This is a genomic window from Thermoleptolyngbya sichuanensis A183, from assembly GCF_013177315.1.
Classification (GTDB): Bacteria; Cyanobacteriota; Cyanobacteriia; order Elainellales; family Elainellaceae; genus Thermoleptolyngbya; species Thermoleptolyngbya sichuanensis.
Map to the genome: position 1 here is coordinate 3854771 of NZ_CP053661.1, position 24279 is coordinate 3879049.

A 24279-nucleotide genomic window follows, 5' to 3' on the forward strand; every position below is an offset into this window, starting at 1 on the left:
GCCAGCCCTCATCACTTCAACCCGGCGTGCGACCCATCGCAGAAGGGTTCATTACCCGTGCTTGCAGAGGCAGAACGCCACTTTCTGGGTTTCGGTGATTTCAAAGGCAAGGGGCGTAAAGTCCGTGCCCTGGTGGGAACCGTCGCAAAACGGCTGCCCCTGCGATCGCCCACAGCGACACCAGTAGTAGGTGCCCGGTTCTAGCTCCATTACCACGGGTTTCGTATCTGCAATTACGGGTTCGCTCATTGGTGTTCTCCCTATGTACGAGCTATGTACGAGCTATGTACGAGTTGACCTGTGTATGTTGACCTGACCCATGTACGGATCAACTGGCGTGCTAGTCGGCGCTCGTGTGTTCTCAAAGTGCTTGCGAAACGTTCGAGCAGACTTGAATCAAGGTGTTGAGCGGTTTAAACTCAAAGTCGTACTCGGAACTACTTTGAGTTTATAGTAGATACAATAGGTTTGGGAAGTATGCACTTTTTGGTAAGGTACTTCCCAAAAGGAAACTATGAGAGACTGAAGGTATGGCTATAGAAGGTATGGCCATAGAAAATATGGCTATAGAAAATATCCCTGCATTGGAACCTCGTTAGGCAATGTCACTCCAAAACGCCGATCCCAAAACCCTGCAACCTGCCCCTTCGCCCAGCGGACTGGAGCGCCCAAGCTGCGCGGTAGAAACCACCATCGCCATCATCGGCGGCCGTTGGAAGGTGCTGATCTTGCGGGAACTGCTGGGCGGCGTGAAGCGGTTTAATGAACTGCATCGATCGCTCACGGGCATTACCCAAAAGATGCTGACGCAGCAACTCCGCGAAATGGAAGACGACGGCATCGTGCATCGCGAGGTCTATCAGCAGGTGCCGCCCAAGGTGGAATATTCCCTTACGCCGCTGGGACAAAGCCTGGAGCCGATCCTGGCGATCATGCACGAATGGGGAGAGCGATATTTGGCAGAGCAGGGAGAGCGATAGAGTTGGGGATTTTGGATTTTGGATTGGGGAGTTTGGATTTGGAAGGCTACCGTTTGCCTACAAGAATTTGAGTGGCGGTGACGCGAAGCTCTGGAAAGGGAGGCGATTGAATCAAATCATTTCCTTGATATTCCGCCACGTCGTAGAGTTGCTCCAGCGCATCCGCCAACTATTTTGGGTCAAATTTGGGTCAAAAATCGCTGAACCCGGAGCCTCATTAGGGGCGATCGCACTGCTTGCTCAGACACCTACCCAACCCACCCAGCCCCATTGACGCTTCTCCCTCCTCCCTCTTCGTTCTTCCCTCTTCCCTCCTCCCTCTTCGTTCTTCCCTCTTCCCTCTTCGTTCTTCGTTCTTCCCTCTTCCCTCTTCCCCTATCCCTCTCCCCCCGCCTCGTCTTCCAAAATATCGCCCAGATAAAGCTGCACAAAAGCCCGCGCCGCGTCTGGGTTCAACTGCTTCAGCGCTTTGGTAATTTCAACAATCGTCTCGGAGCTAGGTTCTCGCTGGTCACGCACCCACTTAAACACCGCAGAGCGATCGATTTCCAGCATCACAGCAAGCCGATTTTGGCTGATGCGATAGGTTTCTAAAACTTCCTTGAGTGCTTGGTTTGCCCGTCCCATGCCCCAATCCTGTCAGAGGATGGGTGAGCCGTAAATGTTGTCTCTATAGACTACATCTGATAAATTTGATGTTGTCTCTGTAGACCACATTTGGCAAAAAATATGGCAAAAGAATGTTTCTCCAATAGCGCTGAGTCCCAGGTTCCCGCCGCGCCGCCGGAGAATCCTGAGCGGGAACCCGTGAAGATTATGGTGGTGGGTTCGCGCTGGGCGGTGCTGCTGATCATCCACACGCTGCATCGGCTGGGGTTCGCGCCAGCGGGCGAGTGGAGCAAGCTGCAAGTGGAACCCGCCACGCGCCAGTGGATGAGCGTGTTGACCAAGTGGCTACGGCGCTAGCCGAGTTTGGATTTTGGCTTGGCGAGTTTGGATTTTGGCTTGCGGAGCGAAACCCCATTCCTGCTGGGCTAGAAAAGCTGACTCACCAGACAGCGAAAACCGGGCAAGACCGGGCTGGTCAATTCATCCTGCGGATACAGCGTTGCCACCAGCTTCAGCACCGCATTCTCCCGGCGATACACTTCGACCCGTTGGGTCTGAACATTCACAATCCAGTATTCCAGCACCCCCCGCACTGAATACAACTTCAGCTTGGCTTCCCGGTCACGCTGTTCATTCGTCTTCCCCGGCGACAGCACCTCCACCACCAGTTCGGGAGCCGCCGTCAGATGCCCTGCCTCATCCAGCAATTGCGCCAGCCGCTCATGGCTCGCCCATACCACATCGGGAATCACCGCGTCCGATTCCGAAAACACAATCCCAGGGTTAATTGCGGCTTGCCCCAGCCCGCTCTGATCCGACCAGAGCTTTAGTACCGTCCCAATGTTGACACAAACCGCTTGATGTTTCCAATCGGGCGCTTGGGTCACAAACAACTCCCCATCAATGATTTCGTAGCGATTGGCCCGATCGCCCTCAAAGAGTGCCAGATCAGCCGTTGTCCAGCGGACGGAATGGGTGGTGGACTGCATAAAACCCTCGCTATGCGTGTTTTGATTCTACGGTATCCGCCCAAGTCCCTTGAGTCGGCCCAAGCAGCCGGGTCAGCCCGCGTTACGCTCAGCTTGCACCTGAGTCAGTAGCGCCTGGGTGAGGGGATGATCGGACAACTCGCCCGCCCGCCCCGCCTGCACTGCCGCGAGCAAAAACCCTACAAAATTTTGCCAAACCGTTTGCGATCTGGGATGCTCTTGCCCCAACTGGCTGACCAAAATCAACAGCGCCCTCAAATACAAGGGTTCTGCCTCGCTGTAGCGTCCCATTGATTCATACAACGCCGCCAAATTGTTCAAGCTGGTGGCGGTGGCGGGATGGTCTTTGCCCAACTGCGCTTCTCGGATGGCGAGCGATCGCCCATACAACGGTTCCGCCTCACTGTAGCGTCCCATTGATTCATACAACGCCGCCAAATTGTTCAAACTCGTCGCCGTGTCGGGATGGTCTGCGCCGAGCTGCGCTTCTCGGATTTCGAGCGATCGCCCATACAACGGTTCCGCCTCACTGTAGCGTCCCATTGCACGATACAACCCCGCCAAATTGTTCAAACTCGTCGCCGTGTCGGGATGGTCTGCGCCGAGCTGCGCTTCTCGGATTTCGAGCGATCGCCCATACAACGGTTCCGCCTCACTGTAGCGTCCCATTGCACGATACAACCCCGCCAAATTGTTCAAACTCGTCGCCGTGTCGGGATGGTCTGCGCCGAGCTGCGCTTCTCGGATTTCGAGCGATCGCCCATACAACGGTTCCGCCTCACTGTAGCGTCCCATTGATTCATACAACGCCGCCAAATTGTTCAAACTCGTCGCCGTGGAGGGATGGTCTGCGCCCAGGCGCTCTTCCACCTGTTTCTTACATCGCTCCGCCCAGCGAACGCCTTCAGAATACAAGCCCTGTCCGTAGTAGAACGCTGCCAACCCGTTGGCAGGGAAAAGCACCGCCTCATCGCTGACTGCCGCCATCTGGTGATGCACCACTTCCACCAGATGCGGTATTACTGGCGCAAAGCCCAAATAGGTTGCCTGTGAGTCCATCCAGGGAATCTGCTGAGCAACTTGCACCAGCACCGCGCAGTGGGCACGGGTCAGGTCGTCGGCATCGGTCGCCTGCTCTCGCTTTGCCGCAAAAAACTCGCGGATTAGGCTGTGCAGTTGATAGCTGCCGTCGCCCACGCGGTTCAGCAGGTTGCGGTTTATCAGCGTATCGCGGTCGTCTTCCAGGTCTTCAGCATCCGCTTCGGGCTGCCCGGCTTTCACCAGTGCCCAAGGAATCGGGGCCAGCGCAAACAGGCTCAGTCGTTCTCCCAGTTGCCGCTGTGTTTCCGTTAGGTCGTTCCAGCTTAGTTCAAAGGCGGCGGCCACGCTCTCGTGGGTGGCAGTCATCGCCTCTTGGCGAGACAGCGCTCGCGCCGCCAGCTTCTGCTGCTCCAGCCGCCGCAACAGTTCCGCCAGCGTTAGGTCTGGCTTGCTGGCCAAATATCGCCCCACCAGTTCCAGCCCCAGGGGCAAATAGCCCAGCCATTCACAGAGCAGTTTTGCGTCTGCGATCTGGCTGTCGATGCGGCTGGCTCCCGCCAAGTCGCGCAACACCTCCAGCGCCGCCGCTGCCGCCAACACCCCCAGCGGCACGGTGCAAAAGCTGGCTCCCAGGTTTTGGCGCGTCGTCACCAGCACCCGAAAGCGTGGGTCGGTGGGCAGGTAGGGTTTTGGCCTCGTAGTCCTCCACCCGCTGATAGGCCACATCATCCACCACCACCAGCACCTCGCCCTCGCGCCAGTGCCGCCAGCAATAGCCCACCTGTGCGGCCAGGTCGTCTAGACCGTCAGGCAGACTCAGCCCCAGTTGTGCCTGAAAGTATTGCGTAATCTGAATGCCAAGCTCCTGCTCTCGCGCCCCCAGCCAGCACACGCCGCCCGGATACGCGCCCTCCCGCAGCTTCGCCGTGGCATATTGCAGCGCTAGCTCCGTCTTGCCAACGCCGCCCATGCCGTGCAGCGCGGTGATGGCGACTCGCTCTGTCTGCTGCAAGGCGGCGTGCAGCCTGGCCCAGTCGTCTTCCCGGCCCCGAAAGCTTTGGCTGGGATGCTGCGGCAGGTTGCTGGGAATTCCAGTCGGCGAGGGCGGTGGCAGCGGTGGATAGATTTCGATATCACCAATGTAGACCGTGCCGCCCTTGACCTCGACTTGAAAGCCCTTGCCCTGGTCGTGAATGTGCTGGTCGCTCATAGAGACTTGGTTGAGTCGGGGTTGAGTCAGGAGTTTGCGGGCGGTTGGCTTTGGTGAATGGTGATGTCGCCGATGTAGGCCGTGCCGCCTTCGACTTTGGTTTGCCAGCCCTTGGCATGGTCGCCGATGATGTTTTGGGTCATGTGGCTCTGGTCAAGCAGCTTGCCGGCGTTGATTTCCTGGGCCAAAAGCCGAATCTCGTTGGCAAACTGCGGGTCGTCGTCCATCGCCACCTGAAGATAGGCCGCAATTTGATTCACCTGCTCCGCTGTGATGTTGCGGGTCTTTTCAACGGCGGCTTTGATCTCCTCCACGCGGGGTCGTCCGCGCAGTTTGGCCCAAATGCGCTTTAACAGATCATCCATGCGGGCGATCGCCATTTCGGAAAACTTCTCCGCCAGTTTTCCCGCACTCGTTTCCATAAACTTTTGGAAAGCAAGAGAGGCGATCGCACTGGCTGTCAGTGTTGCCGGGTCAACCATTTTTTCTATCCAGACTGAATGCGCTAACTCCGTTCTAACCCAAAAGTTTCGGAGATTCGAGCATTTCTTTTCCGCCGCCCTAAACCTGCGACGGGTCAATCCCCAATTCCCACAGCTTTGCTGCCAGACGCTCTGCCCGCTGGCGTTCCTGCTCCTCTGCCTCTTCTGCCGACAGGATCAGCGCTCCGTCGGGCGTGAAAAAGCGCAGCCGCTGGTGAGCAATGCCCAGGTATAGCCCCAGTTGCTCACTCCAGAGCTTGCCGTCTGTAGGTTCGATGGGCTGGTAGGTTCCGCCGATCAGCCGAAAGCCGGACAGTTCAAGCGTGTTGGGGTCGAGCCAAAAGTATTCGGGCGTGCGGAATGTGTTTTGGTAAAGCTCCTTTTTTGCGCCCTTATCGACGGCGGCGGTGCTTTTGGAGAGGATTTCTACAATCACGTTGGGGTATTTGCCGTCCTCCGCCCACACCACCCAGCTTTTGCGCTCTTTTAGCTCCGTGTCCAGCACCACAAAAAAGTCGGGCCCTCGAAAGTTGCGGGTGATGATCTTGTCCTCGCTGTAGTAGATAGTCAGGTTGCCCGTGACGTAGAAATCGGTGCGGTCGGCCCAATAGCGCTTCAGCAGGCGAATCAGCAGGTCAATCTGGTCGCGATGAAAGTCAGATTCCAAAGGGGGTTCGTCGCTCCATAAATCGGTGGGGGGCAGGCTGATATCTAGCTCTTCTGCCAGGGCTGCCAAGTCTTCTGGAGGAATGGCGGATTGGGGCGAGGCAGAGATAGTCATTGCAAAGTCCACCGAATCGATTGGGTCATCCAACGTCTTGGATTCAAAGTCCTGTATCCAAAGTCCCAAACCTTGAAGCCGCTTGGGGTGTATCCCACTTTTGTAACCCTCACCCTAAATGCCTCTCCCAAAGCGGGAGAGGGACTTCCAATCCGGCTCCCCTTCTCCCTTTTTGGGAGAAGGGGCTGGGGGATGAGGGCAAACTTGCATACTTGCATAATTGAGATGCGCCCAGCCGCTTGTGAATACCTTTATTTATGCTTAGTGTATACCCTCAGCTTTTCGGAGCAGAGGACGACTCCCCTTCTCCTGACTGGTCTTCTCTTGACTGGATAGCAGTTCCATCACCATGAAAGTCCTCCTCCTCGGACTCATCCACTCCTACCGCATCCTGATCTCGCCGCTGTTTCCGCCAAGCTGCCGCTTTCAGCCCACCTGCTCGCAATATGGACTGGAGGCGATCGCCCGCTACGGCTCCATCAAAGGCAGCTGGCTAACGGCAAAGCGCATCGCCCGCTGCCACCCCTGGAGCGAAGGCGGCTATGATCCGGTGCCGACGGAGGAAAAGTGACAAATGGAAAAAAGAAGAACGAAGAACGAAAAACGAAAATTCTTAAGCATCTCTCAAACCTGTCCTAAACCCTCTTCCCTCTTCCTTTTTTCGTTCTTCCCTCTTCCCTCTTCGTTCTTCCCTCTTCCCTCTCCCCCTCACTCTGCTGGCGACGGGCTGGGTGAAGCAGCAGGAGTTGGCTGGAGCCATGCATGGGGCGATCGCCCCACGGCGGTTTCAAAGTCGAGCGAGACGAGGGAAACGGTGAGGTTCTGCGGATTTTCTGGGGCATCGATCAGGGCGTAGATAGCGCTCTGGTTAAAGTTTTTGTTGCCGAGGGCGAGGGTGTGGGGTTTGCCGTTGGCAGTGAATTCGATGGTGGTGGAGGGCTGGTCGAGTCCGTAGGTGGCGAGGTCAGTCGGGGGAATGGAAAAAGTGCGATCGCTCATCCCGGTCGCAAGTAAGTTTGCCAAAAACGCAACGGCGGCATCGTTGGCTACGCCTTGCTGGGGCTGTTTCATTTGCCACACGCCATTTTCGTCTTTTTCAAAGAGCAGCGTTTCATTGGGCTTTTTCACGGTCAGCGACTGGATCTGGCTTTCCTCTATTGCAAACAGCTTTTGCGGAGTGGTTTGTCCTGCCTCTTCGGTGCGTGGAGGCTGCTGCAACGACCACAGGCTGACGCTGCCCAAGATCAGCGCGGCAAAGAGGAGCCAGAAAGTAGCGGGCTTGAGTTTCATAGCGCAGAGTAACGATAGCGAGGGATTGGGGGGCTAGAGGGTGGGGAAATTGGTGCAAAGTCTAGTGCAAGTTTCTGGTGCAAGTTTCCGGTGCAAAGGTCTGATGCAAGTTTCTGGTGCAAGGGTCTGATGCAAGTTTCTCAGGTATCCGCCGAACCCTGATTAGCGTCGTCGCCACCACACGCCCACCGCCAGCGCCAGCCCCGCCAGCGGCAAAAAGACCAGCGAGGCAAGAATCAGCGCAATTTGCTGGGAGGGCGAGAACAGTACGCGGCGATTGGTGGGTTCGGCAGCGCGGACGGAGAAGGTGGGGTCGGCTTCTTGACTGAGCCAGCCAATGGCGTTGAGGAAGAGGTCGCGGTTCAACTGCTGGTCAATCAGTCCGTTGGTGGCAAACGTGGAGTTGCCGATCGCCACCATTCGCGCTTCGTCCTGAACAGGCGGCTCCTCTGCGTCGGGCGAGGGGCTGGGGGTGGGCGCGTTTGACAGGCGACGGCTGAAGGCAGCGCCCAGAACGAGATTGCCCTCCGGCGCTTCGGGGTCAAGCTGGAGCTGGCCGTCTTCGCCGATTTGCTGGGCCTGGGTGCGGGCATTGGTAAACAGCAGCGGAGTCATCTCTACGCCCTCGACTTCGCCTAGTTCGAGCGGCCGCGCCAGGGGAAAGAAGGTGATGCCGTTGTTGAGTCCGTCGGTGATGGGGTGCGGGCCATATTCCGTGATGATGGTGACTGCGCCATCGCGGCCGGCGACGGGGTCTACCAGGATGCGATCGCTAAAGGCAACGCCCCAGCCTTCTAGCAAATCGTCCAGTTCAGGATTCGCCTGAGGATCGACCAGCAGCAACAGTCCGCCCTTGCGGGTCTGAAAGTCTTTGAGGCGAGTGATTTCTTCTGCCAAAAGCGGCCGCTGGGGGCCAGCCACCACAATTACCGCAGCGTCGGCGGGAATTTCGGCAGTGTTTGCCAGGTTCAGCGGTTCTGCCTGAAAGGTTTCGTCCGTTAGGCTAGTGAGGGCCTGGGCCAGCCCGCCTTGACCGGGGTTCAGTTCTCGTTCGCCGTGCCCTTGCAGGAAGTAGACTTTGGTCTGGCGATCGCTCGTGATCTTCACCAGCGCAGTGGTCAGCCGTCGCTCCGAGAGGCGCTGGGAGGGGCTGATGGTCTGCACCAACTGGCGGCGATTCCCAGAGGAATCGCTTCGCGAATCGCCCTTCTCTACATACACTTCGCCAAAGTTCTGCACGCCAAAGCGCTCGGCAAGTCCGGGCTGCACCTGCGGATCGACATATTCATAGGCGAACCCGTCAGGATTTTGGCGGCGATAGTTTTCCAGCAGATCGCGATCGGCAGGATTCGGTGCCAGGTCAAAGATCCACACTTTGACGGGATCTTCCAGCGACTTCACCACCTCCTGCGACTGGGGCGCAAGGGTGAACAGGCGATTCTCCGTCAGGTCTAGGCGCGTGTTGTAGCGCGTCGCCAAAAAGTTTGTGAGCAGGAAAATAGCCAGCACCGCCAGCGTTGCCAGCACCGCATTCGTGCCCGCCTGGGTCGAGCGTTTGCCCCATAGTCCCTGAAATCCGCTGGCCTGCGACCCCAGCCACACCACCAATAGCCCAATGCCCGCGCTCAGCAGCCCAGCAGGTATGGGGCCCCAGGTTCCTGCCACCAAACCTGCCGTTAGCCCCATGAGAATCAGGAACAGGCCGGGCCAGATTAGGTGTTTGAGTTTGAGGTAGGAACGGAGGGGTTTCATGGGGAAGAGGGAAGGGGGAAGAGAAAAGAACGAAGAGGAAAAAGGGAAGAACGAAGAGCGAAGAGGGGTGTTTTATAGGAACGCGGGTTAGGAACGCTGGAATCGGAGGGCTTCGATGGATTGGGCGGTGAGGAAGATGCCCAGCAGGATGTAGCTGAGGTAGAGGACGAGGCTGCTGGTGTTGAAGATGCCTCGGCTGAGGTCGTTGTAGTGTTTGATTAGCGAGAGGTGGGCGATCGCCTCTCCGGTGGGGCCGCCGACCCCGTTGGCGATTAGGTCGGTGACCCAGAGCAGCAGCATCAGCCCAAAGGTCAGCACAGCGGCGAGGATGGTGCTGTCGGTGAGGGAGGAGATGAACATGCCCAGGGACAGTACGGCGGCGGCCATCAGAATCAGTCCCAGATGCCCCATCAGCAGCACGTTCAGGTTGGCGGCGGGGTTCGATGCGGCAAACAGGGTGCTTTCATACAGCAGGATAGGCAGCAGCATGGTGATGAAGAAAGTCAGCACGCCCAGCAGTTTGCCGACGGCGACGGCCCAGTTGGTAATGGGCGAGGTGGCCAGCAGTTCCAGCGTGCCGCGCTTGCGCTCTTCGGAATAGAGTCCCATCGACAGCATCGGCAGCAAGAACAGCGCCAGGGAACCCAGCAGCCCTAGAAACACGTTCAGGAACTGGTAGGGCACGTCCACCGGTGGGTCGGTGATGCCGGCTTGGTCGCGCTGGGCAACGGCGGCGAACAATCCCTCTGGGCCAAACAGAATGACCACGAAGAAGAAGCCGCTCAGCAGCCAAAACACGGCGGCGATCGCATAGGCAAAGGGGGAGGCAAAGTAGCTCTGGAGTTCTCGCCGATAAATTGCCAGAATGTTGCTCAAAATGACGCGCATCTAGGCTGCTTCCTCCTGGGATGGGGACTGGTTTTGGGGTTCATTGGAAAGACTGGGGTCGGGGTCGGCGGGCGCGTCGGCCATGGTGAGTTCCAGAAACACCTGCTCTAGGTCGGCCTGCACCCGCCGCATTTCATACAGCCCTAGCCCTGCACCGATGACCGTGGCGGCAATGTCGCGGCCGGGGTCGGTTCCTGGATTGGAGATGACGCGCAGTTTGTAGCGGTGGGGCGGCAGCCCTTCGACGGTTAGTGCGGTGACGGACTTTACGCCTGCGAGGTATTGCAGCCGCTCCTGAGCCACCAGCAGTTCGCCCTCCACTTCTAGCTCATAGCCCGCACCGCCCGACAGGTCTTCCATCAGGCGATCGGGCGTGTTGGTGGCGACGACGCGGCCGCGGTTGATGATAGCGACGCGGCTACAGGTCATGCTGACTTCCGGCAGAATGTGGGTCGAAAGAATGATGGTGTGGTCGCCGGCCAGACTTTTAATCAGGTTCCGCACGTCGATGATTTGGCGCGGGTCGAGGCCGACGGTCGGTTCGTCCAGCACGATGACGGGCGGGTCGTGGACGATCGCCTGGGCAATGCCGACCCGCTGCCGAAAGCCCTTAGACAGCTTGCGAATCAGGGTGTCTCGCCGTTCCACTAGGTTGCAGCGTTCTAGGGAAGACTGGACCCGCTGGGGGCGATCGCCCGCTGCCACGCCCTTCAGCCGCGCCACAAAATGCAGAAACCCTTCCACCGTCATGTCGGGATAGAGGGGCGGCGTTTCTGGCAAATAGCCAATCCGCTGCCGCACGGCCATCGAGTCCTCATGCACGTCGAACCCGGCTACGGTAGCGGTGCCGCTGGTGGCGGGCAAGTACCCGGTCAAAATCCGCATCGTCGTTGTCTTGCCTGCCCCATTTGGCCCCAAAAAGCCCAAAATTTCTCCCGGCTCCACCGAAAACGTCACATCGGTAATCGCAGGGGTGGAACCATAGACTTTGCTGAGGTGTTCGACGGTAATCATGAGGGGCAGGCAGGATGAAGGGTTAGGTCGTGTTGGCGAAAGGGAACAAGCAGGGTTTGAGAAATTCTGAGGTTTAGGGAGATCTAATTCCTGAGTGACTTCCTGAGTGGTGCTACGAATGCAATTGCTGGAGTCCATGAAAACGCTTGGCGAGCAATCCAAAATCGCAAGTCCAAAATCCAAAATCGAGAATCGACCTTGGAGGATCGAAAGCGATCCGGACCAACATTCCCAATCTTGGCTCTCTCCACTCCCAACAACGGCAAATTGTAGCCAACATTGCGAATTTTCGATCTGACGGAGATGTGTCAAGCGTGTGACAGCACCTCGAATTCTTGTCTTGCGACTGATTCACTGCGGCTGATTCACTGCGGCTGATTCACTACGGCTCATACCTTGCGGCTTATGCTTTGCGACTCATGCTTTGCGCCTCAGGTTCCAATATCTGACCCCTAGCTCGGCCCCTAGCTCGACCCTTGGCTCGACCCTCAGCGCCATTCTTGGTTCAGTGTTGACTGACCACGCTCCACCAGACGAGGAGGGCAATCGCCCCTAGACCGACGTGCTGCGGCAGCAGATTTTGCAAGGGCTGGCGGGCAATTTTTTGCGTTAGGAAAATGCTGAGGGCGAGGGTGCTGAGCAGCGTCACGCCCTGTAGAAACGCAATCACGGCGGGATGGGCGACGACGACGGGCATCCCTGCGCCGCTCAGTCCAAAGGTGGCGAGGGTGACGGGCACGATGCGGCCGGCTTCGGTCAGTCCCAGATGCAGATAGTGCGCCAGGTTGCAGCCCAGCACCAGGGGCAGATAGCCGTAGGCCAGTTCGATGAAGGGCTTGGGTTTGGGGGTGATGCGCTCGATCAGGCTGTGGCAAAGGAGGGCGATCGCCCCTGGCAACACCAGCGCGATCGCCGCCAGTCCGGCATGAAGCGCAAAGGGGCCGAGCGGAGCCGCGTCGTATTGCAGCAGCGTGGCCAGCAGATCGCTGTCGCCAAACCCCAGCAGCGTCAAAATTGTCGGCAGCCGATGCAGCACCACCGCCCCCGCCAGCAAAAACAGCAGGCACACCTCCGGTCGCGTGGGCTTGTGGGTGGTCCAAAGTTCAATGCCGGGGGGCCGCAGGTTGAGTTCTACCGAGCGGTGCGGACAGGCCTTCAGGCAGGTCATACACAGCACGCAGTCGCGGTTGTCCTGGAGCTGCGCCGGGTGCGAATAAATTGGACAGCCGCCGGTTTCCTGTCCTTCGCCCTTTTGCGGCCCGCCCTTATAGCACTGGTAGGTCGTGCAGTTGGCGGAACAGATCCCCTGCTGCGCCCGCAGTTCAATCATCGACAGCTTGGCAAACAGGCCGTTCATGCCGCCGATGGGGCAGAGATAGCGACACCAGAAGCGCCGCTCAAACAGGAACGAGAAAATCACGGCTCCGGCGGTAATCAGCAGCAGCAGGCAGGCCGAGAGGTACGCCGTGTTTCCCAAATGCCACAGTTCTTCCCAGAGCAAAATCAGCGCAAATAGCCCAAACAGAAACCAGCCGCCCCATTTTTCTGCCTCTGGGCGCGACCAGGGCAGCAGCTTGCGCCCCAGCACGCGGGTCGAGAGTTTTTGCGAAATTTCGCCGTAGATCATAAACGGGCACACCGCGCACCACAGCCGCCCCACAAACGGGAAGCCAACCAGCACCAGCGGCCACCACCAGGCCCAAAAGAAATTCAGCGCAAAGTTTTGGTCGCGGGTCTGCGGGCCCAGCCAGAGAACTGCAATCACCAGCGGAAAAAACCAGACCGTGAAGCCGTAGTTTATCCGGTCGGGCCACCACGGGCTGCGAAGAAACTGGCGCAGTTTGGGATAGGCGTTGAGCAGGTTGACCCGAAAGCGGCGGGTCTTGCTGCCCGTTGCCCAAAACACCTCTTCCGTTAGCACAGGCGCACCGCTGGACTGGATGATGGCGCGGCCGACCATGCCCTCTAGCTCCGTCAGGTTGCCGGGAAAGTCGTAGCCCTGGAGCCGCCGCAGCGCCTCTGGGGCAAGGGTGGGACGGGCCAGGCCGCGCGAGGAACAGTAGAGGCTGATGTAGTAATTCACCTGGGTTTCGAGGTCGGCCTTTCGCACGCGCAGGGGCGGCACTTTGATGGCGTGGCCAACGTGGCGATCGAGTTCGGGGAGCGATCGCTCTGAGGTGAAGATAATTCGCGCACCCGACTGACGCGGTTCTGGTTCTGGATCACCTTCGCGGGCGACGGGACGGTAGGTTCCCGTTTCCAGCAGTTCCGCCAGCCTGGGCTGGAGCGCCTTGGGCACGTCCTGCACGTTGTTGATTAGCAGCGTGCCGTTGCCCAACCAGCTCAGTAAACCGGGCTTGCCATTCACCCGGCCAAACAGGTCTGCGCCGCTGGGTTGCAGCATATCGCCGTTGAGCTTGATCATGGGCTGCTTGCGATCGCCACTGCCAAAGTGGATCAGCGCGGCCGCGTTGTCCTTGCCTAGCCCCGGCTCGCCAAAGATGAGAACCGGACGGCGATCGCCCGCTGCTTTTTTGATCTCCTGCCGCAGCCGCACCGCATAGCGACTCGCGCCCACAATGCCCCGCCGCACCTTGGGCACCAGGTAGGGACGCAGGGCCGCCTGTCGCTCTTGCTCAAAGACAAGCTGGGAACTGAGTTCCGTCACCTCGTCTGCCAACTGCCGCGACACGGTGCGGTTTAGCTCCGGAAACTGCGCCACTAGGTCGCGGAATGCCCCGCGGGGCACTGTCCAAATTTCGCAATCGCTGAGGGTGATGACGGTATGTTCCGCAGGCGTTTCGAGCAGCAGTTCTTTCAAATACAGCACCGAACCGGGCAGCAGGCTAACGGTGTCTGCCATGCTGTCGGGTCGGGTGCGATAGCGCTCCAGCCGCCCCGATTTCAGAATGTAAAGCGCTTTGGGTTCGGTGTCTTCCAGCGCCAGCCGATGGTTTTCGGGAAGACGGATCTCGCGAACCTGCTGGGCGATCGCCCTCACCGCCGCCTCCGATAGCTCCCCAAACTGGGTCTGCTGCTGTATCCACTGCACCCGCTCGGAAATTTGCATGGGGCAACCTCATCGCGTGGCTATCCAGGGTCAATCATTCTTGCTTTTGGGCGTTCCTGCTTTTGGGCGTGGGGGCAATTTCGGAGAGGCCGGCCTTGTAAATTTTAAAGTTCTGATGTGTAATCTACTACTCTATTTTCAATTCTGAATAGATTGTTAATATTTTGGGATTAAGCCTTTTTGAAACGACCCGCATGAAAACGGTAGATCCGGTCTCAGTTGAGATTATGCAGCAGGTGGCGGAGTATTTCAGCGTCCTCAGTGAGCCGACCCGCCTCCGCATTCTCAGCGTCCTCCGCAACGGCGAACGGTGTGTGCAAGATCTGGTCGAAGCGACCGCCACCAGCCAGGCCAACGTCTCCAAGCACCTGAAAGTGATGCTGCAAGCAGGCATCCTCTCGCGCCGCACCGAGGGCACCTCTGCATACTACAGCGTGCAGGATGACCTGACGTTTGAACTGTGTAATCTGGTGTGCGATCGCCTCGCCAGCCGCATCGAACTCCAGGCACGCCGATTTCGAGCCTTTGGGCTGACCAGTGGGCAAGTCTTGAAGCGGTCGGTATGACGGGATCTTGAGGGGCACAGAAGCCCAGCGAGTCCCTGTTTCTGAAAAGAAAGCCCTTAATACGGGTAAACTCCCGGCGAGAGGAGCAGCCGCCGTTGAGCTTCGGTGAGGCTGGGGAACTCGTCGGGATTGTAGAGCGATCGCGCCCAGGCATTCGACCGCGGCGAGTATTTATAAAACAGGGTGCGCCGCTCTCCCTGGCCGCGCCAAGGCAGCGTGCCGTGGGTCAGCGCTTCAGTAAACAGAATGGCGCTGCCTGCGGACACGGCCACGGGCTGCATACAGGCGGGCGGGTTTTCCACTTTAGTTTGGACTAATGGTGAAGAGGAAGGCAGTCAATGAGAAGCACCGACTGCCGTAAGGTCAATGAAGTACAACCAACATTGACCCCATGATTTTCAACGAACTTCAGCAATTTCGCCAAACGTTGTATGCTAGCTTGGGAAACGCCAGAGATGCCCTGTTTGATCTGATGGATGCCGTGTTAGTGAGTGCGTGCATCGTGTCGTTTGTGAGGCTATCGCAGAGTCCTGTCTTTCGTCGCCAGTGGTCGAGCACCTATGAAGCGTTGCGCGATAGCCGCCTACCCCGATCAAAGGTGCTGAAGCTGTTGGTGCAGCAGATACCGACTCAGCAGCAACCGTTGTTGGCAGGTGATGCGAGTCGGTGGAACCGTCCTGCTGCCAGGCGTTTGAAAGACCGCACCTTATCAGGCAGAACAGGACATGCCCCGATAGCCGGACAAAACTACAGTACCTTAGCCTGGATTGCTGAAGACAGGGGCAGTTGGGCATTACCATTGCGGCATGAGCGCATCACCAGCTTTGAAACACCCGCCAGTAAAGCGGCATTCCAACTCAAACAAGTGACTCGGCAGTTAGCGGTGCGTCCGTTGGCGATCTACGACCGAGGGTACGGCAATGCCAGTTTTGTCAACCAAACGGCAGGGATTGAGGCAGACTTGCTGCTGCGGGTTACATCCAATCGATGTGTCTATGGCGCGCCCCCAGCGTATCGAGGGCGAGGCGCACCTGCCAAGCATGGACATAAGATGAAACTCAATGACCCTGACACTTGGAGTGTCCCGGTCGAAACCGTTGAAGTCGATGATCCCAACTGGGGACGAGTGCGGGTCAGTCGTTGGAGTGCATACCATTTCCGCAAATCCCCCAAACGGGCAATGGAAGTGTTGCGCGTGGAGGTGCTGGAGACACAGAGCAGCACGCGACGCTTGGCTCCTTTGTGGTTAGTTTGGCTGGGTGAGCAGATGCCTCCGTTAGAAACCCTGTGGTTGCACTACCTCCGTCGCTTTGCCATTGAACACTGGTATCGCTTTGCCAAGCAGAGGCTATATTGGACACATCCCCAGTTCAGTTCTGTATCGGCAACCGAACAGTGGAGCAGCCTGATGCCGTTGCTCAGTTGGCAGTTGTGGTTAGCGCGAAAGGACTGTACTGACCACCCCTTGCCCTGGCAGGCACCGCAAGAAACGTTGACTCCGGGTCGGGTCGCACAAGCGTTTGCAGGCATTTTGGCAGCGATTGGCACCCCTGCTCCTGCGCCTAAACCTCGTGGTAAATCGCCAGGACGAGGCAAGGGGCACAAGCCAACTCCTCGTCCCTGCTATCCGATGGTCAAAAAACGAGCCTCGAAACGCAAGACATCCGAACAATCCCTGAACAGTCCGGTTGCAACAGCAGCTTAACTGCGAGCAGGATTGTATCCAATTCCTTAAGTTCAACTGTTATGAACGGTTGAGCAGATTCTTTATGGCATCCTGTTGAGCATTATTGTGATGCCAGTTAGTCCAAACTAAAGTCGGAACGGCAGAGGATATTCCTTTGGGCGATAGTGAAGTTGATATCGTTCTGTGCAATCAAGTGCTTGAGCATGTTCTTGATCCAAGCCAAGCGATGCGTGAGATGGCTCGAATCCTCAAGCCGGGTGGCTACTTCATTGGCAGCGTTCCCCATGTCGGTCTAGTTCATTTAGAACCACACGACTATCGCCGCTACACTGCGCTGGGTATAAAGCAACTGCTTCAGCAGCAAGGTTATTGCGACATCCACATTGAAGGGAATGGGGGAGTCTTTAGAGCGGCTGCGCTGATGATTGTGATGGATCTGCTGCTCAGCCAGCGTAAACCCGGCGTTTCCCAGCAGTTTAATGCAAATATGGCGCTGTTGCTGTCTCCAGTGATTACCGTCCTTAACTTATCTAGTCTATTGGCAGATAAGCTGTTGGGCGATCGCCAGCGCACGCCGGCCAATCTCTGCTGGATTGCGCGAAAAAAATGACTTTTTTCTTTACAATGACTCATTTAAGATGAGGGATCTTGTGGTGTGGGGATGAGGGTTGGGCGATCGCCCCAATTTCACCAATCGTATCTGCCATTAGGCCGAACTGAAAGTGCAAAATTCTGAGTTTACAAACTCAATCTCCTCATCCATCAACCAGGAACCTTTAGAAAATACAAGCCCAGGCTTGGGGAGGAGGTCGCATAGAGAGTTGAACAACCTATACAAATTGGAGTTTGCCACAAACATAAAATAGTCATCAGGGCACCTCGATTAATTGCCTTATTGCAAATTTTTCGGCACTTAAACCAGTGAAATCTCATTGCCATTCTCAACAAGAATTGATTTTTGACCTGATCTTCTGAGTTTTCTCCCTGATCTTCTGAGTTTTCTCAAGGTTGTGTTAGGGTATTTCAAACTCACGGCACAGAAACCATTTCCTAAACGGTCTTAACTGTCCTATCTATTGGGTGGATGTTTGGACAGGTATGTGATGTTATGAAAAATATTGTGAAATCTATCAGGGCGATCGCCCCGTAAGATCACCCCGTAAATTTTTGAGTTCGCTCCTATTTTTGACGTGATATAGCGTTTTTCATTCTGGCGAGGCATAGTAACAGCAATGGGAGAACCAATTCTGTAGGTCATTCAATGACACTTGGGAGAAGGACTCCTCAATGGCTTTGTCTAGATCAAGATAGCTCCGTGCCCCAAGGGAGCGCAGAATACTCTTAATCTTTGAAAAGCAATTCTCGATGGGTGAAAAGTCCGGCGAGTACGGCGGTAGAAACATCAGTTTAGCACCTGCATCCTCAATCAACCTCCTAACTTCTTCACCAAGATGAATCGAGCAGTTATCCATGATGACACATGCCCCTTTCCACAACTTAGGAACGAGTCTCTGGGAAATGAAGGCTTCAAAGGTAAGTCCATCGACTGAACCGATGAGATTGGAATAGGTAATTACCTTTTTAAGGCTAATTGCACCAAGAATCGAGACCCGTTTCCCTCGTTTGCTGGGACGCTTACCATGGGCTCGTTTTCCTTTCGGGGCACGTGCCCGGAGTCGAGTCAAAGCCAGGTTCACTCCTGATTCGTCAATAAAGATTAAGTCTTGAGCCAGGAATCCTCGAACCAGTTGCCAAAATTTGACTCGTTCGATTTGCACCCGTTCAGTTTCCTTTTTGTCGGGATACAGCGTTTTTTTTAAGGGTTAAGTTCAGTTTCTCTAACATACGAAACATCGTCGAAACGCCAATCCGAACACCGACCCTTTGTTCCAGCAAGTCACACAACTCTGCCAATGTCGCGTCATGATTTGATTCAGCAATCGTTTTTAGGATCTCTAGTTGCTCATTACTTAATTTGGTTGGCGTTTGCTCAGTGCGGCGTTTGGGGGCAATCTCACCTGTTTCCCGATATTGTTTGATCAGCTTTCGCACGAAACTGTAAGCAACTCGAAATTGTTGAGCGATTTGACGTTGCGACGTATTCCCTTCAATGTAGACATCAATAATTTTTTGTCTAAGATCTAGTGAGTAGGGTCGCATTTGAGTTAAGGGTAAAGTAAATTCACTGAATAGATTATATCAAAATACGCCTCACTAGGCTAGAAATTGCTATAGTAAACGCTCCTGCTTAATGACTATCCTGCACCAAAACGAAACGTCCCAACAGCAAACAAACCCCTCCGTTTCAATTACGCCCCAGAGCGCCGAACTGCTCAGCTTCAACACATCACGACAATCAGCTGATGCACTCCTGCGAGGTCCAAAGCCAACAGTCAATGCCTTTGAAGTCACGCTAGAGCGGCTCAGCTCAGCGGTGAAGATGGGGCTGTATGAACCTGGCGACCAACTGCCGAGCGAACGGGAACTTGCCGATATTATGGGCGTGAGTCGGGCTACCGTCCGAGAAGCAATTCGCCTGATGACCGAGCAGGGCATTTTGGTAGCGCGTCGGGGACGCACAGGGGGCACCTTTGTCTCCAAGCACCCGGTGCCCGAAACATTACAAAATCTGCGAACCCGCCTTAGCGCAAGGGGAACTTCGATTACAGGCATTTTGGATCATCGACTGGTGGTGGAGTCGGGCGTGGTAGAGCTAGCTGCTCAACGGGCGACCGACGAGCAAAAGTGGGAATTGCAAGCACTGGTTAATGCAATGGAGCAAGCAGACAACCATGCAGAATATCGCAAGCTAGATACGCGGTTTCATCTGCTGATTGCCGCCGCAACCCAGACCAATCGACTGTCGTCGGTTGTTGCAGAGATTCATGCTGAACTGTCGGATTTGCTGGGTGCATCCCAGTCTTACAAGACTCAGGATGAGAATTGACCATTGAGATAAGCGCAGCGATGGCGAAGGACTTGTGGAACGTTGTCTTCCTTCCACTGAGCGCCTGAAATTTTCACCCGCCTACCAATTTGCTTGATAGTCGACTCCACGGCACCCGAGCCAATTGAAATCCCCTCAGCTTGGTAGTAGCTGTAGTTAACGATACGGAGCCGATGCTTAGCCAGATAGCCGATAAACTGGTCTACCCGCTCATGGGACCAGTCGTCGAATAGCCTAACCGCCCCATCCACATCCCCTTGCCACAAGCAGGCTTCGACGGCATCAAGACGCTGTTGAGACCCACCCACGTTACCCAAATTCTCCATCAGGTGGTACCAGTCCAAGATCTCAAGGCGCTCGCTGCGATGCCCGATCTGTGAAAACAGGTTCCAGATGCCGTCGTGACCATCCCCAAGACAAACGAGGGGATGCGCTAAGGGCTGCTGGTTGAGCCAGTTGACCAAGCTGTCGTTGTCTTTGTAGAAGGCGCTAATGCTGCACTGATGCAGGTTTACCCCCTTGTAATCGCGCCACTGGCAGGGCTGCCCCTGAGGAGTCCGCAGACGGACTTTGCCCCCGTCTAAGCTCATTTCCTTAACCCCGCTGTCCACCGCTGGTGGCTCTAGGTCTTGACGATGCACCAGCCGTTGCTGGGTACTCCCTGACACGCACACCCCGGTGAGCACAGCGATATCGTCGGCAGCTCGCGCATAGGCTTCGTTGGCACTCAGCAGCAAGCAGCACGTCTCAACCTGAGGACTCCACTGGGTGCGGGCCTTGACCTTAAGCCGCTGGCTCTGGCGCTGACTCAGACTTAAGCGTCCGACGATACTCTGGATGTGCCGCTTTCGCCCAGAGCTTGTGCCGCTGCTTGTGCAGATAAAAAATTTCCGATCTCAGGCCCCACATACTCCAGTAGGTGGTCACGAACGGCGACTTCGATCCCGGCCAATGTTTTGACTTGTTCAGGGTCTGTCTCGTCGTAAAGCAACTCCGCTAACGCCAGTGCATGGGCTTTGATTTGGGCTTCCTTGGTGGCATCCATCGCTTCAACTATCCTTAGAGCAACTGCTCTGAGCCTACGGCGTCTGCCCTTAATCTGCACTAAGCACTTCTACTCATTGCATAACTGGGATGCACCCTGTGGAATCGTAGTTTCTTCTGATTGGGAATCATAGATTCTTCCTGATATAGCTGGGTTGTGCAAGTTTGCCCTCATCCCCCAGCCCCTTCTCCCTTTTTAGGAGAAGGGGAGCCGGATTGGAAGTCCTTCTCCCGCTTTGGGAGAGGAATTTAGGGTGAGGGTTACAAAAGTGGGATACACCCGATTTGCTGACAGCCGCGCCCCATAGCAAATCCCAATGTCTCCATGCCAATGATCAGCATCAGCTGATCGTGGATGCAATCTGCCTGGGACGACCCGACCTCGCTCGCATCAAGATTCAGGAGCATATTTTGGCTACTAACAGCTACTTGAATGCTCTGCTATGAAAGTTGGTTTGAGGTATTTTGAGATATTTCTAGAGCCACTTCTACGCCTGGAAACTTTTGCATTTGACGTTTGCATTTGATGTCTTGAGCAGACTAGGGCAAGTCTTGAACACGAGCCATCGGCCTAGAAGTGGGCTTTGTAGTGGGCTTCGTTGCTTACCGAGCCATTTCAATACTTTTGGCGATCGCCACACATCGCTATCACGTTTTAAGGTGTATCTTTTTAAGGTGTATCTTAGGTTGGATCACCAGAATCCAAACTTTGTAGCGCTAGCTACGGAAGCATACGGAATAACCGCATACTTTTAGCTCTGAGGTTGAATGGAATAGATTCAGACCTTTGGGTGGACGCTGCCTTTTTGCTTTTGCATCCATGTCCACTCAGAACATTCAATCTACATAGCTTGCATGGTTCACATTGGCATGGCTGCGTTATTGGCTTAGACCGTTGATTGGTGCTTGATTTGCACTGTTGCGATCCGCTTGAACAATGTGTTGAAAATGTCCCGACCGTGGACTTGATACAGACTTGATACAGATGGTGATAGTGTGACGCAAGGTTTTGTGACGCAAGATTTATTGATTGGAGGCGATCGCCTACCCGCTGACTCAGGGCAATATACCGAACTCATCGACCCCGCCACAGGTGATGCCTGGATCAAAGTCGCCGCTGCCGCAGCCGATGATGTCGATCGGGCCGTGCAGGTTGCCGACCAAGTGCGATCGCCCTGGCGCAGAGTCAATAGCCGCGATCGCACCCAACTGTTGCTGAAGCTGGCGACCCTCATCCGCGAAAATTTGGAACCGCTGGCCCAACTGGAAAGCCGCAACGTCGGCAAGCCCATCCGCGATGCCCGCGACGAGGTGAACCTGGCCGCAGACTGCTTCGAGTATTACGCCGGGGTAGTGAATAAGATCGGCGGACAGACAACTCCTGTGGCTGCGGCGGGCACCCATCTAACCTTTCGAGAACCCATCGGCGTGTGTGGGCTGATTGCGCCGTGGAACTTTCCCATCGCCATCACCGCCTGGAAGGTCGCGCCTGCCCTAGCAATGGGCAATCCAGTGGTGCTAAAGCCTGCAACCCAAACGCCGCTCACAGCGCTGCGGTTGGGCGAACTGGCCCTAGAAGCAGGCATTCCGCCCGGTGTGTTTAACGTGGTTCCTGGTGCGGGATCGGTGGCAGGCGAGGCGCTGCTGCGGCATCCGCTAGTGCGAAAGATCTCCTTCACTGGCTCGACTGAAATTGGAATGCACGTCATGCGGACTGCGGCAGACGATCTCAAGCGCGTGACGCTGGAACTGGGCGGCAAGTCGGCGAATCTGGTGTTTGCCGATGCGGATCTGGATTTGGCGGTTCCCAAGGTAATGTGGAGCGTGCTGGGCAATGCCGGGCAGGACTGCTGTGCGCGATCGCGCCTGTTGATTCAGCGCCCGGTTTACGACGAGTTTTTGCATCGCCTGACGCAGCAATTCCAGGCGCTCCGAATTGGCCCACCGCTCGACGAATCGACGGAAATTGGTACGCTGATTTCTACCCAGCAGCGCGATCGCGTGTTGGATTATATCACGCTGGGGCAGCAGGAAGGCGCAACCTTGCTCTGCGGCGGCACAGTGCCCACCGAATCCCCGCTCGACCGGGGCGCGTACCTCACGCCTGCCCTCTTTGCCCACGCCACGCCCAATATGCGAATTGCCCAGGAAGAAATCTTTGGCCCAGTTCTCTGTGCTATCCCGTTTGACACCGAGGAAGAAGCCGTGGCGATCGCCAACACCAGTCTCTACGGACTCTCTGGCTCTATCTGGACCCGCGACATTGGCCGCGCCCTCCGCATTGCCCGCGCCATCGAAACGGGCGTTCTCTCCATCAACACGGGCCACAGCGTCCACCTGGAAGCCCCCTTCGGTGGCGTGAAGCACAGCGGCATCGGTCGCGAACTGGGACTCGCCGTGTTAGATCATTACAGTGAGTGGAAGAGTATCTTCATTGCAGAGTGATGGAGCGTCCGTCTCTTTGTCACTTCTCTAGCCCAACACTCCCCATTCTTTAATCCTTCTATTTTGTATTCCTTTATGTATTCTTCTTCTCGTGGACGATTGACCGTCGAAATGCTGACGCAGCTTGTTCAGGATGAGCAGATTGAAACCATCCTCACCGTGTTTCCAGACCTCTATGGACGGCTGATCGGCAAGCGGATCACGGGCGATTTTTTCGTGAACGACGTGCTGCAAGATGGCGTTCACGCCTGCGATTATTTGCTGGCCTGCGACATGGAAATGGACCCGGTTCCGGGATACAGCTTCACCAGTTGGGCCAGTGGCTATGGCGACTTTCGCATGATTCCTGATCTGAGTACGCTACGAGTTGCGTCTTGGCTAAAGAAAACGGCGATCGTGCTGTGCGATGTTTACAACGAAGAAGAGGATGCGCGGGTTGAGATTGCGCCGCGCAGCCTGCTGAAGACGCAGGTAGAACGGGCCAAGTCGCTGGGCTATGTTGCTAAAGGGGCTTCGGAACTGGAGCTATACGTCTTTGCCGATTCCTACGAAACCGCACGGCAAAAGAACTATCATGACCTTCAGCCCATCGGCAGCTACATTGAGGATTATCATATTTTCCAGGGCACCAAGGAAGAGTTTCTCATTGGCTCAATCCGCAAGCATTTGGAGCGATCGGGAATTCCTGTCGAGTTCTCGAAGGGCGAATGGGGGCCGGGGCAGCAGGAGATTAACTTACGCTACGCAGATTTTTTGGAAATGTGCGATCGCCACATTCTCTACAAGCACGCCGCCAAGGAAATTGCCTGGCAAAGCAACGTCGCCGTTACGTTCATGTCCAAGTGGGACGAGCGCTACGCCGGGTCGAGTATGCACCTACACGCCAGCTTGTGGGATCAGGAAGGTAAGATAGCGCTGTTCCCCGGTAAGGAAGCCTTCGGCCCGGTGCATAGTTCGCCGCTGTTTCGCTGGTTCCTCGGCGGCTGGATGGCGCATATCCGCGAAATCTTCCCGTTCTACGCGCCCTATCCCACATCCTACAAGCGCTACGTAGCGGGTTCCTTTGCGCCAACGGGCATTGCCTGGTCCTATGACAACCGCACAGCGGGCTTTCGCATTTTGGGACATGGCCCCTCGCTGCGGCTAGAGTGTCGCGCACCGGGAGCCGATGCCAATCCTTATCTTGCCTTTGCTGCTACCCTCGCTGCTGGACTCGACGGCATCAAAAACCAGATCGAGCCGCCGCCGATGTTTGAGGGCGATGTGTACGAGGCACGGGATTTGCCGCAGGTGCCCCACAGCCTGAATGAGTCCATTCACGAACTGGAAAAGAGCCAGTGGGCGCGGGACACCTTTGGCGAAGCCACGATTGACCACTATCTGCACTTCTTCAAAACTGAGCAGCGCAAATTCGATGAAGTGGTGACGAGTTGGGAGCGGGCCCGCTATTTTGAACGGGCCTGATCCCCCTCTAATCCCCCGTC

At 56.2% G+C, this 24279-nt stretch carries 23 protein-coding genes and 1 pseudogene; 9 read left to right on the forward strand and 15 right to left on the reverse strand.

All coding sequences use genetic code 11. From position 1 onward, the window contains the following. Positions 1–11: 11 nt before the first annotated feature. Positions 12–249 (reverse strand): annotated as a pseudogene (locus tag HPC62_RS15960) (CDGSH iron-sulfur domain-containing protein). 353 nt (positions 250–602) lie between these two features. Between HPC62_RS15960 and HPC62_RS15965 the strand changes: the two are divergent. Beyond that, entirely contained in the window at positions 603–980 is a 378-nt protein-coding gene (locus HPC62_RS15965) for a winged helix-turn-helix transcriptional regulator (protein ID WP_172357267.1), read from the forward strand. Positions 981–1355: 375 nt separating this feature from the next. Here HPC62_RS15965 and HPC62_RS15970 read toward each other — a convergent pair whose 3' ends face one another. After that, positions 1356–1607 carry a helix-turn-helix domain-containing protein gene (locus HPC62_RS15970; RefSeq protein ID WP_172357269.1) on the reverse strand — a complete coding sequence of 84 codons (252 nt, stop codon included), beginning with the start codon at positions 1605–1607 and terminating at the stop codon, positions 1356–1358. Positions 1608–1709: 102 nt separating this feature from the next. On the opposite strand from HPC62_RS15970, the gene HPC62_RS15975 reads away from it, so the two are divergent. After that, the gene (locus tag HPC62_RS15975) at positions 1710–1946 is read left to right on the forward strand and encodes a hypothetical protein (protein WP_172357271.1); all 237 of its coding nucleotides are present in this window, start codon (positions 1710–1712) and stop codon (positions 1944–1946) included. A 68-nt stretch (positions 1947–2014) separates the two neighbouring features. Here HPC62_RS15975 and HPC62_RS15980 read toward each other — a convergent pair whose 3' ends face one another. The 5 genes from HPC62_RS15980 to HPC62_RS16000 all read right to left on the reverse strand — a co-directional run bounded on the left by HPC62_RS15980 (position 2015) and on the right by HPC62_RS16000 (position 6092). Further along, on the reverse strand, positions 2015–2578 hold the full coding sequence (locus HPC62_RS15980) for a Uma2 family endonuclease (protein ID WP_172357273.1): 564 nt from the start codon (positions 2576–2578) through the stop codon (positions 2015–2017). Positions 2579–2650: 72 nt separating this feature from the next. After that, the gene (locus tag HPC62_RS15985; RefSeq protein WP_390820374.1) at positions 2651–4231 is read right to left on the reverse strand and encodes a tetratricopeptide repeat protein; all 1581 of its coding nucleotides are present in this window, start codon (positions 4229–4231) and stop codon (positions 2651–2653) included. Beyond that, on the reverse strand, positions 4125–4829 hold the full coding sequence (locus HPC62_RS15990) for an NB-ARC domain-containing protein (RefSeq protein WP_172357275.1): 705 nt from the start codon (positions 4827–4829) through the stop codon (positions 4125–4127). The genes HPC62_RS15985 and HPC62_RS15990 overlap by 107 nt, the downstream gene beginning before the upstream one ends. A gap of 26 nt (positions 4830–4855) precedes the next feature. Further along, complete coding sequence (locus HPC62_RS15995) at positions 4856–5311, reverse strand: P-loop NTPase family protein (RefSeq protein WP_172357277.1); 456 nt, start codon at positions 5309–5311, stop codon at positions 4856–4858. 79 nt (positions 5312–5390) lie between these two features. Then, entirely contained in the window at positions 5391–6092 is a 702-nt protein-coding gene (locus HPC62_RS16000) for a Uma2 family endonuclease (protein ID WP_172357279.1), read from the reverse strand. Positions 6093–6441: 349 nt separating this feature from the next. Here HPC62_RS16000 and yidD point away from each other — a divergent pair, with 349 nt between their 5' ends. Further along, positions 6442–6663 carry a membrane protein insertion efficiency factor YidD gene (yidD, locus tag HPC62_RS16005; RefSeq protein ID WP_172357281.1) on the forward strand — a complete coding sequence of 74 codons (222 nt, stop codon included), beginning with the start codon at positions 6442–6444 and terminating at the stop codon, positions 6661–6663. Between the two features lie 137 nt (positions 6664–6800). On the opposite strand, the gene HPC62_RS16010 is transcribed toward yidD, so the two are convergent. From HPC62_RS16010 to HPC62_RS16030, 5 genes are all read right to left on the reverse strand, one after another. Beyond that, the gene (locus tag HPC62_RS16010; RefSeq protein WP_172357283.1) at positions 6801–7382 is read right to left on the reverse strand and encodes a DUF4340 domain-containing protein; all 582 of its coding nucleotides are present in this window, start codon (positions 7380–7382) and stop codon (positions 6801–6803) included. Positions 7383–7544: 162 nt separating this feature from the next. Next, positions 7545–9134, reverse strand: coding sequence for a GldG family protein (locus HPC62_RS16015; RefSeq protein WP_172357285.1), 1590 nt, complete (start codon positions 9132–9134; stop codon positions 7545–7547). Between the two features lie 87 nt (positions 9135–9221). Further along, the gene (locus tag HPC62_RS16020; RefSeq protein WP_172357287.1) at positions 9222–10022 is read right to left on the reverse strand and encodes an ABC transporter permease; all 801 of its coding nucleotides are present in this window, start codon (positions 10020–10022) and stop codon (positions 9222–9224) included. Continuing rightward, on the reverse strand, positions 10023–11036 hold the full coding sequence (locus tag HPC62_RS16025; RefSeq protein WP_172357289.1) for an ABC transporter ATP-binding protein: 1014 nt from the start codon (positions 11034–11036) through the stop codon (positions 10023–10025). A 505-nt stretch (positions 11037–11541) separates the two neighbouring features. Continuing rightward, positions 11542–14106, reverse strand: a complete 2565-nt coding sequence (locus HPC62_RS16030) for a sigma 54-interacting transcriptional regulator (RefSeq protein ID WP_172357291.1) — start codon at positions 14104–14106, stop codon at positions 11542–11544. Between the two features lie 194 nt (positions 14107–14300). Here HPC62_RS16030 and HPC62_RS16035 point away from each other — a divergent pair, with 194 nt between their 5' ends. After that, positions 14301–14672, forward strand: coding sequence for an ArsR/SmtB family transcription factor (locus HPC62_RS16035; protein ID WP_172357293.1), 372 nt, complete (start codon positions 14301–14303; stop codon positions 14670–14672). Between the two features lie 56 nt (positions 14673–14728). On the opposite strand, the gene HPC62_RS16040 is transcribed toward HPC62_RS16035, so the two are convergent. After that, positions 14729–14974, reverse strand: coding sequence for a phytanoyl-CoA dioxygenase family protein (locus HPC62_RS16040; protein WP_172357295.1), 246 nt, complete (start codon positions 14972–14974; stop codon positions 14729–14731). Positions 14975–15063: 89 nt separating this feature from the next. Between HPC62_RS16040 and HPC62_RS16045 the strand changes: the two genes are divergently transcribed. Continuing rightward, positions 15064–16377, forward strand: a complete 1314-nt coding sequence (locus HPC62_RS16045) for an NF041680 family putative transposase (protein ID WP_172353244.1) — start codon at positions 15064–15066, stop codon at positions 16375–16377. Between the two features lie 136 nt (positions 16378–16513). Next, positions 16514–16969 (forward strand): class I SAM-dependent methyltransferase, encoded by a 456-nt coding sequence (locus HPC62_RS16050; RefSeq protein ID WP_205370030.1) that lies wholly within the window; start codon positions 16514–16516, stop codon positions 16967–16969. A 595-nt stretch (positions 16970–17564) separates the two neighbouring features. On the opposite strand, the gene HPC62_RS16055 is transcribed toward HPC62_RS16050, so the two are convergent. After that, positions 17565–18519, reverse strand: a protein-coding gene (locus tag HPC62_RS16055) for an IS630 family transposase (protein ID WP_205370770.1) whose coding sequence is annotated in 2 segments (ribosomal slippage) — positions 17565–18177 and positions 18176–18519 — 957 coding nt in all. Because the reading frame shifts where the segments join, the coding sequence is not laid out codon by codon here. 91 nt (positions 18520–18610) lie between these two features. Here HPC62_RS16055 and HPC62_RS16060 point away from each other — a divergent pair. Further along, the gene (locus HPC62_RS16060; RefSeq protein ID WP_172357297.1) at positions 18611–19306 is read left to right on the forward strand and encodes a FadR/GntR family transcriptional regulator; all 696 of its coding nucleotides are present in this window, start codon (positions 18611–18613) and stop codon (positions 19304–19306) included. Here HPC62_RS16060 and HPC62_RS16065 read toward each other — a convergent pair. After that, positions 19291–20351 (reverse strand): ISKra4 family transposase gene (locus HPC62_RS16065; RefSeq protein ID WP_172353248.1). Its coding sequence is split into 2 segments (ribosomal slippage): positions 19291–20195 and positions 20195–20351, totalling 1062 coding nucleotides; the frame shifts between segments, so codons are not numbered across the junction. The two genes, HPC62_RS16060 and HPC62_RS16065, sit on opposite strands and share 16 nt — an antisense overlap. Positions 20352–21346: 995 nt before the next feature. On the opposite strand from HPC62_RS16065, the gene HPC62_RS16070 reads away from it, so the two are divergent. Both HPC62_RS16070 and HPC62_RS16075 read left to right on the forward strand, forming a co-directional pair. Beyond that, complete coding sequence (locus HPC62_RS16070; RefSeq protein ID WP_216655271.1) at positions 21347–22795, forward strand: aldehyde dehydrogenase family protein; 1449 nt, start codon at positions 21347–21349, stop codon at positions 22793–22795. Positions 22796–22870: 75 nt separating this feature from the next. After that, positions 22871–24259: a glutamine synthetase family protein gene (locus HPC62_RS16075; RefSeq protein ID WP_172357320.1), complete on the forward strand. Its 1389-nt coding sequence runs from the start codon at positions 22871–22873 to the stop codon at positions 24257–24259. Positions 24260–24279: the final 20 nt, after the last annotated feature.